The following is an 8166-nucleotide window of genomic DNA, read 5'->3' on the forward strand; positions in this document are numbered from 1 at the left end:
TATATCATTGCACCAATACCATGACAATATCTACTTATTATTATCATAGAGAAGACCATAACGCACATATATACAATTCAAGAAGCTCATCATATCAATCGAGCCCATAATCGATGATTGCGTATAGTCCGACTCATAACCATCAAGATAATAGTAGCAGTCAACGTTAGGATTCTTATAACTATGATTCATCGTCAGCATTAGTATTCTCGCATTACGTTCCTTAATCTTCTTGACAAGAGCATCCATCAATTCTTCACGTGCACCAACCGTGACAATAATAACCAAGTCATCCTCTTTAATAGTATAAAGCTTCTGAATTTCACCACCACGATTCACAAAAGCATAAACAAATTTCTTAAGTTTTAACATCTTAAGCTGAAAGTCCGTGCATACAATCTTCGAGAACTGATAACCCATCATATGAACATTCTTGGCATCATGAATATATTGACAGATTCGGTCAACATCTTCAATCTTAACATTCTGTTCTCCCTCAAGAAGTGAAAGCTTTGTATCCTGATAGATTTTTGAAATCAGTTCCTGGGGATCTTCATTGATAGCTTGAAGGGACTTTTTTTCTAAGTGAATTTCATCACTGGCAATCTTTAAGGCTATGGCTAATTCCTTCTTGAAAGAAGCAAAGTTTTTACAGTTCACGTCCTTGCAAAAGCGTGAGATTGTTGCTGGTGAAGTGAAACAGAGGTCAGCAAGATCGTTGATTGAAATAGAAGGAATGCGTTCTAAATTTGTCAGAACTGTATGAGCGATAACATAATGCATATCTTCAACACCTGACACATTGATATAAGTCATGAGTGTATAGAGAATATCAACTTCATTATAATCTCTTACTTCAGTCTTCATGCGCATAGTGTAAATACTTCTCCTTCCCTATCTTATATAAATCACGGCCTTTTGAATCAATCACAACGGTGAGTGGCATATCTTTGACAACAAGACGACGGATTGCTTCAGTGCCAAGATCTTCATAAGCAATGACTTCCACTTCTTTTACGCAATGCGCCATCAAGGCCCCAGCACCGCCAATCGCGCCAAAATAAACGCCATCATATTCTTTCATTGCCTCAACGACTTCATCATTGCGTTTTCCTTTACCAATCATACCTCTAAGGCCAACTGATAGAAGTTTTGGCGAATAGGCATCCATACGATAGCTTGTTGTTGGTCCACAGCTGCCTATAATTTCACCAGGTGCTGCTGGCGCGGGTCCAACAAAATAGATGATTGCATCCATTGGATCAAATGGTAATGGCAAGTTATGTTCAAGAGCATCAACAAGACGCTTATGTGCTGCATCACGCCCTGTATAGATAACCCCAGAGAGCAATACCTGATCACCGGCTTTAAGCATTCTTGCTTTTTCTTTTGTAAAGGGTGTTGTGAGTTCAATCATAATTCAACCTCCATTTTACGTGCCACATGACAGCAAATGGCAACAGCAACAGGCATTCCAGCAATATGTGTTGGGGCAGTTTGAATATGTAAGGCAAGTGCCGTTGTATGTCCGCCAAAGCCAGCTGGACCAATGCCTAATTCATTCACCCTTTCCAGCAACTCCTTTTCAATCGCACAATAGCGCTTGTCTGGATGATGCTCATGCGCATTTTTAAGCATCGCTTTTTTTGCCAGCAAGCCAACCGTATCAAAACTCCCACCAATGCCTACACCGATAACTACTGGTGGACAAGGATTAGGACCAGCCTCTCTAACGGTCTCTAAAACAAAATCTTTGACACCTTCAATTCCATCGCTTGGTTTCATCATTTTGATTCTACTCATGTTTTCCGAACCAAACCCCTTTGGTGCAACGGTAATCTTTAGCTTATCACCAGCAACAATATCATAATGAATATTAGCTGGTGTATTGTCATTGGTATTCACGCGATCAAGTACCGGATCACGGACAATTGACTTACGCAAATAGCCTTCCTGATAGCCTTGACGGACACCATCATTAATCGCATCGCTAAGATTACCGATAACATGGACATCTTGTCCTATTTCTACAAAAACACAGGCCATCCCCGTATCCTGACAAATTGGACGCTGGGTACTATAGGCAAGTTCTAAATTTTCCTTAAGTATACCTAGAGTCTTTTTAGCAATAGGATATTGCTCCTGCTCATAGGCGTCATATAAACAATCTTTGATATCATTTGGTAACTGGTAATTTGCCTGTTTACACATTTTGGCAACTGCCTGTGTAATCTTGCTTGCCATAATCTCTTTCATAAACACCCACTCCTTTAATACATGTGGCCCATTAAATCATTAAGGCTAGAAGGATAATATAATGTATAATAGCGTAAACTCATCAGTTCGATAGCTGTCAACAAAGCATGCTTGCCACTCTTGCCATCCTTGAGATTTGATAGCTTGATGTAGTAATCAACAGGAATATGCAGGCAATCACGATCACTGCAAGTGATTAAGACAATCTTACAGCCACTCTTCTTTAAATACTGCAATGTTTTATAGCCACTATAGAGATAATTCCCATTAACTGAAATAATGATTGCAATATCATCCTTACCCATTTCCTTCGCTCTTTCCTTCTGACGTTCACTATCCATATAAGCTACAGTAAACTTTTCAAGCATCAGTAAATCCGTCTGTAAGTGTACAGCTGCCGAATTCGAAAACTGAGTGCCAAAGAATACGATATTCTGATGGTCATGGATGAGCTTTAGAACCTGATCGATGACATGCCAATCCAATGTCTCTTCCATTGTCTCTAATGTTTCAATAATCTGGCCAACATAAATATGGCTTGCTTCACGAGGATCTTTTGCCATCGTATTCAAGTTCACATTGATCAGGTTATTGAACTTCTTGTCATTAGAATGGAAGCTATGGCATTCTTGCTTCAAGTGGGCAAAGTTTTCATAGCCAAGACTTTTACAAAATCGTGATATGGTTGCTGGTGAAACAAAGCATGCATCAGCCAGTTCATTTATGCGCATAGAAGAAATACGATAGAAGTTATTAGCCATAAAAAGTGCGATATTATAGTTTGTATCTTCTTCACTTGCCGTATCCAAGAAAATAATTAATCGATAAAATAAATTCTTCATAAGCTTCTCCTAATATTTATAGTATATCACACAAAAAGTGTTAACGCATCCAGTACTTCCCTTACCCTTCTTAAATTCCCTTGATAATCCCCCCTGACTTCCAGGGAATGATTGCCATGAAGAAAGATCATCTGATTGTTGTTGTCTTTTGCACGTTTTTTTATTGCCTTTGCATCAGCCCATGGATCCTCTAGCCCACTTATGACCAAAGCTCCATCAGGCGATAAATCAAAAGTTTCTATTAAAGGGGTTAATAGTACTAAGCGAGAATGCGTATATTGTCGCTGATGAAGCAAACAAGCCACATAACAGCCAATTGATTTCCCCACAAAAATAAGCTCATCAGCTTCATTCAGCCTTGCATTTGAAAGTTCTTCACTGCTTTGGCGATAAGCTTCTTCAAAAAGTTTCATCCGCAATTCATGATGATTCTTAATATCAAGTTGAGGTAAGTCATAATTGATCTTAATAACCTCAAAGCCCTGGCTAGTTAAAACTTTCCCAGAGTAATAAAGCAATGGTTTGTCGCAATTATACCCTACCCCTGGCAACAATACTGCTTTTTTTACCATCTTCATCACCTCAATAAAATGATATCATAAATTCTGTTGAAGCCTTAGAAAATTAAGCATATACTTGAAATGACAAGACTTAACGCTTGGAGGTTTATATGAAATTCAAACAATTATCCCTTGTTCTTGTGGCAAGCATGATATTAGTAGGTTGTAATCACAAAATAAAAAATAATGAAAAGAATATCAATGAAGTCCTACAATTCAATCAAACATATCATTATGATCTTGATCAGGATAACAAGAAAGATACGATTACTATCAAACATGATGACAATAAAACAATTCTTTCCATCAATGGAAAGAATGCCAAATATCTCTATCCTTATAAAGATGTGGAAGCTAGACTGATTGGCTTAGGAAGTGGTACAAAAATGATTGCCCTAACGCTTAAGGAAGGCACATATACTGGCGTAAGTGAGATTTATAGCTTGCTTGATGGCGGACTACATCGTGCCATCAGTTCAGCAAACTATCAGATTGGCAGCGGCTATTTCAAAGACATCCGGGTTAAAGGAAATAAAATTGCGGTAGAAATGTATATCAAAGATCCTCACCTTGATGTCATTAGCGTCCCTATGACCTTCAACTACAATGGCACAAGTTTCAAGCGCCAGTCACAGTTCTCGACAATCAATTACATCACAAATCCACAAACAACGCATCATATCGCTAATACATCACTTATTGCCAATAAAGGCATCCCAGGTCTTAATAAAGATGATAAGCTCGCCAATGAAATATCCTTTAAGATTGTCGCAAATCAAGATGTCATAGTTAAACGTATTTATATAACTGATCATGCCGCTTACTATGAATTAGAAGATGGCGGCAAGATTGGCTATCTGCGTTCCGAAATGACATTAAAGCCTTATTTTAAAGACATTCATATTTCTTAAAAAAACACTCTCGAAATTATTCGGGAGTGTTTTTCATTGAACTATTTTTCTTTATTTGTTCTAAGAAATAGGTTGCTTCCATATCCGCTGTTGATAATGCGAAAGCAAGTGGGAACAATTCGAATGCCTTCCCAACCTGACTGGCTGGTTCACTTGATGAAAAGCCCATATGATAGCGAATCGCAAATGCTTCTTCACGTGTTAAACGCATATAGCCTGAAATCATATAGACACTCTTTTCGCCATGGCCATAGGGCAGCATGTCATCAAATACATAGGTTGGTACTTGTTGCCATTGTCCATCAATCTTCTTATTGCGCATCTGGGTCTTATAGACATCACACTTACAAAGATCATGCAGCAAGCTCACAATCGCGATTGTTTCATCACTGTAGGAAAGCTCATAGACATCCTTGACACGACGACGTTCTAAATAGTCCACTAGACAATCATAGACTTGTAAACTATGTTCAACTAAGCCACCTTGATATGAACCATGAAATTTTGTTGATGCGGGAGCAGTAAAGAAATCACTTTTTTCTTCAAGAAAATGCAAGAGCTTTTCACTGCCCGAGCGCGTAATTTTATCTTTATAGATAGAAAGAAAACGTTCTTTATTGTTCATTTCAATCACCTATCATCATTATACACAAGATTTCCTCTTTAGTGATTATTGAGTTTTAAAACAGATAAGCTAACATCACCATTCTTGCGAATAATCTTCTCTTGACAGCTCATGGAATCTTCTAAGAAGGAGATTTCTCTAATTTCTGCTTCTCTTAACGTATCATCATCACTCCAGTCTTTGACAAGACGAACAACGATTTCTTTGGGTGAGGCTTTGGCATGATAATATTTCTTGATTTCTTTAATCACCTTGATAATTTTCTGTTTATTAAACAGTTCACTACTATTAGTGACATTGAATTCATAACAATCAACTACACCAATATCCACCTTAATCCTTTCCCCATAGAAATCATGCAAGAAATTCATCAGTTTCTTAGGTGACTTATGATCAAACAAAGAATCAACATAGCTGACTGCACTCATCAGTTCCTGAGTATTATGAGCAATATGATAGAGTGCCATTGCGGTTAATGTCTCATAGTGATCAATAATATTAAAGCGATTATTAAGCGTATTCAGCATTGTTTTAAGCTGGTTGGCAAGTCGATTATCCAACGTCTTATTCACCAAACTATCACGCCAGTAGCATAAGATAGCTGATAAGCCATAAATAATGACAAGTTTCTCTTCATTACCACTAAAATCATATCCATCTAATTCATTAATAAGAATTTGAATACAAGTTGAAATATCCATTGCAACTTCTTTCATATCCATAAAAGGCTGTTCGCGATAGAAATATAGCACATCAAATACATCAAACAGGATAACAAGCTGATCCATATAGTTATCCACACTGATGACATTACGATAAGATTCACCACTTAGTGCTTCTATACTCTTACGCAAAGCAAGAAGCAGTTTTTTATCATAGCTCCCCTCTTCTATAACAACTGGCTCTTCCTCAATGCGTCTTAACAGCCGCCCAATTGAATGGCTTGCTAAATCATGTAAAGAAGCAAGTAAATGGCGATAATCCTTTTCATCCATCGCTGCAATCTTTTCTGGGTCATATGGAATGGCTGAAAGAATGCTGTAGTAGGAGTGATGCGTTGGATCATTTTCTAAGCCTTTATATATTTCTTGCATATTCATATTTCTCACTTCCTTCTAAGTCCCATTATAAAACAATGAAAACGCTTATTATACTAAAACAATTGAAAGCAAAAAAATTCACGCTATAACGTGAATTCAAGTTTTCCTTCTTTAATATCACTTGTCAGCTTTCTTAATAAATCTTCAAGATTTAAGCTGAACGCTTCTATTTTGTAAAGAACATGATAGTGATCGATTACCTGGTGATGGCGATACATTTGATTGCTGAGGCAGCTTGCTTCCTTGACTTTTCCATCAATCTCAACAAGATAGTTGCCATCGCCACCTTGCTTTGTAACAAGAAGGACTTGTTGCAAATGGTTTCCCCATTCATTATCCGTACTTTCATAAATAATGCATTCGAAGTCATTTACTTCTAAATATCCCGGTATTAATAATTGTTCATGAATATCAATTGTTGATAATTCATCATTTTTATAGATTGCCTTAATAGGACGATGGGCAAGATAATAGGCTTTTTCAGTTCCCTCAAGATAGCTTGCATCAGCGCCAAGATAGCGACTTAAATCAACAGCATCCTCATGTAAGAGTGGCTTTTGATCTTGTAAAATAGCTTCTAAAGCACTTTTTCTCATTCCGGCACGCATACTCAGTTCATCAAGATCATAATGATTCTCATTCATCAGATAAACTATACGTTCACTTGTCTTACTCATAATTTTCTCCTCTAAATCCACAAAAGCAACCCACAGCCAATGCCAATCAATAAACCAACAACAACATCCTTAACAAAATGAACACCACCCACCACTCTTATATAAGCTTCTATCAACGTGATCAAAAGCAAAAGCCCACCTAACAAGCTATTCTGATGAATAAAACACATTGCAATAATGGCCGATGAAAAAACATGACGGCTAGGCATCGAATGCCCTTTCGTATCTTTATGAATCAATGGTTTTATGGAATATTTCTCATAGGGTCGCGGACTATTGATGTAATGGCGAACGAGGGAGAGAAGCAGAAATGATATTGCAGGAATGAGAATGGTTTTAACAAGCATTACACTATGCGTATAAAAAAGATAGATCAGCAAAGCAGGATATGCAATATACATAATCATTGTCAGCACCTTATTTGTATAATAAAGTGCTTGCTGATAACTCTTTTTTAGAAATGGTTTACTGATTTTTTGATAAAATGTCTGATAATCTTTCATAATTCTATCTCTTCTTTAAATAATACTTTTATCACCTTGCATTATAGCAAGCCAACATTTGACACTCCACACGACTAAAGTCGTGGGATTCTTGCTTCAACCACTACTGCGTTCCTAACAAGTTACCTTGTTGGCTCGTCTTACACAGTGTCCACAAGCGTAAATTCCCGTATGCCCTACGGTATTTTATATATGTCAGGATACTGACAGTGACAACCCTTTGTTTAAGATGTTTATGCTTACGTTGGTGTCTCTACTGTGCTTTGCGTGACAATTAGGACATTCCCATTCTCTGATAGAGAGATTCTTTACAAGCGGGTTCTTATACCCACAGCAACTGCATGTCTGACTGCTTGGATACATGGTAGGTACTTTGATTATGTCATTTCCGTACCATGCAGCCTTGTATTCAAGCATTGCAAAGAACTTAGACCATGAGCAGCTTGCTATGTGCTGTGCAAGTTTATGATTACGAATCATTCCTTTTACATTCAGGTCTTCGATACAGATAGTTTGGTTTTCGCTAATAAGCATCGTTGACTGTTTTTGAAGGAAATCGTTACGCTGATTCGTTATCTTTTCATGGACCTTAGCTACCTTAACACGCTGTTTATTACGATTATTAGATCCTTTTTGCTTACGGGAAAGCCTGCGCTGTTCTCTGACGAGCTTACGCATGGACTTCTCTAGAT

Annotated in this window: 11 protein-coding genes; 1 reads left to right on the top strand and 10 read right to left on the bottom strand. The window is 37.5% G+C overall.

The features are described 5' to 3' along the window. Nucleotides 1-30 precede the first annotated feature (30 nt). The 5 genes from T529_RS0107800 to T529_RS0107820 are packed head-to-tail and all read right to left on the bottom strand — an operon-like array spanning nucleotide 31 to nucleotide 3670. Nucleotides 31-873, bottom strand: a complete 843-nt coding sequence (locus T529_RS0107800) for a MurR/RpiR family transcriptional regulator (RefSeq protein ID WP_033163058.1) — start codon at nucleotides 871-873, stop codon at nucleotides 31-33. Further along, nucleotides 857-1417, bottom strand: coding sequence for a Fe-S-containing hydro-lyase (locus T529_RS0107805; RefSeq protein WP_033163059.1), 561 nt, complete (start codon nucleotides 1415-1417; stop codon nucleotides 857-859). Before T529_RS0107805 ends, T529_RS0107800 begins: the two co-directional genes overlap by 17 nt. Continuing rightward, nucleotides 1414-2256, bottom strand: a complete 843-nt coding sequence (locus tag T529_RS0107810; RefSeq protein WP_033163060.1) for a fumarate hydratase — start codon at nucleotides 2254-2256, stop codon at nucleotides 1414-1416. Before T529_RS0107810 ends, T529_RS0107805 begins: the two co-directional genes overlap by 4 nt. A 14-nt stretch (nucleotides 2257-2270) precedes the next feature. Beyond that, nucleotides 2271-3098 carry a MurR/RpiR family transcriptional regulator gene (locus T529_RS0107815; protein WP_033163061.1) on the bottom strand — a complete coding sequence of 276 codons (828 nt, stop codon included), beginning with the start codon at nucleotides 3096-3098 and terminating at the stop codon, nucleotides 2271-2273. A gap of 26 nt (nucleotides 3099-3124) precedes the next feature. Next, the gene (locus T529_RS0107820) at nucleotides 3125-3670 is read right to left on the bottom strand and encodes an alpha/beta family hydrolase (protein WP_033163062.1); all 546 of its coding nucleotides are present in this window, start codon (nucleotides 3668-3670) and stop codon (nucleotides 3125-3127) included. 98 nt (nucleotides 3671-3768) lie between these two features. Between T529_RS0107820 and T529_RS0107825 the strand changes: the two genes are divergently transcribed. Next, a complete protein-coding gene (locus T529_RS0107825) occupies nucleotides 3769-4569 on the top strand; it encodes a hypothetical protein (RefSeq protein WP_033163063.1) in 801 nt (266 codons plus the stop codon). Nucleotides 4570-4585: 16 nt separating this feature from the next. Here T529_RS0107825 and T529_RS0107830 read toward each other — a convergent pair whose 3' ends face one another. The 5 genes from T529_RS0107830 to T529_RS0107850 form a co-directional block, all read right to left on the bottom strand. Then, entirely contained in the window at nucleotides 4586-5194 is a 609-nt protein-coding gene (locus tag T529_RS0107830; protein ID WP_033163064.1) for a hypothetical protein, read from the bottom strand. Between the two features lie 38 nt (nucleotides 5195-5232). Further along, nucleotides 5233-6294: a hypothetical protein gene (locus tag T529_RS0107835; protein ID WP_033163065.1), complete on the bottom strand. Its 1062-nt coding sequence runs from the start codon at nucleotides 6292-6294 to the stop codon at nucleotides 5233-5235. Between the two features lie 83 nt (nucleotides 6295-6377). After that, nucleotides 6378-6971 (bottom strand): hypothetical protein, encoded by a 594-nt coding sequence (locus tag T529_RS0107840; RefSeq protein WP_033163066.1) that lies wholly within the window; start codon nucleotides 6969-6971, stop codon nucleotides 6378-6380. Nucleotides 6972-6982: 11 nt separating this feature from the next. After that, nucleotides 6983-7474 carry a phosphatase PAP2 family protein gene (locus T529_RS0107845; protein ID WP_033163067.1) on the bottom strand — a complete coding sequence of 164 codons (492 nt, stop codon included), beginning with the start codon at nucleotides 7472-7474 and terminating at the stop codon, nucleotides 6983-6985. A gap of 195 nt (nucleotides 7475-7669) precedes the next feature. Further along, nucleotides 7670-8166: RNA-guided endonuclease TnpB family protein (locus tag T529_RS0107850; RefSeq protein WP_033163070.1), on the bottom strand; the 497-nt coding region annotated here is incomplete at its 5' end.

Source organism: Sharpea azabuensis DSM 18934 (assembly GCF_000702165.1).
Taxonomy (GTDB): Bacteria; Bacillota_I; Bacilli_A; order Erysipelotrichales; family Coprobacillaceae; genus Sharpea; species Sharpea azabuensis.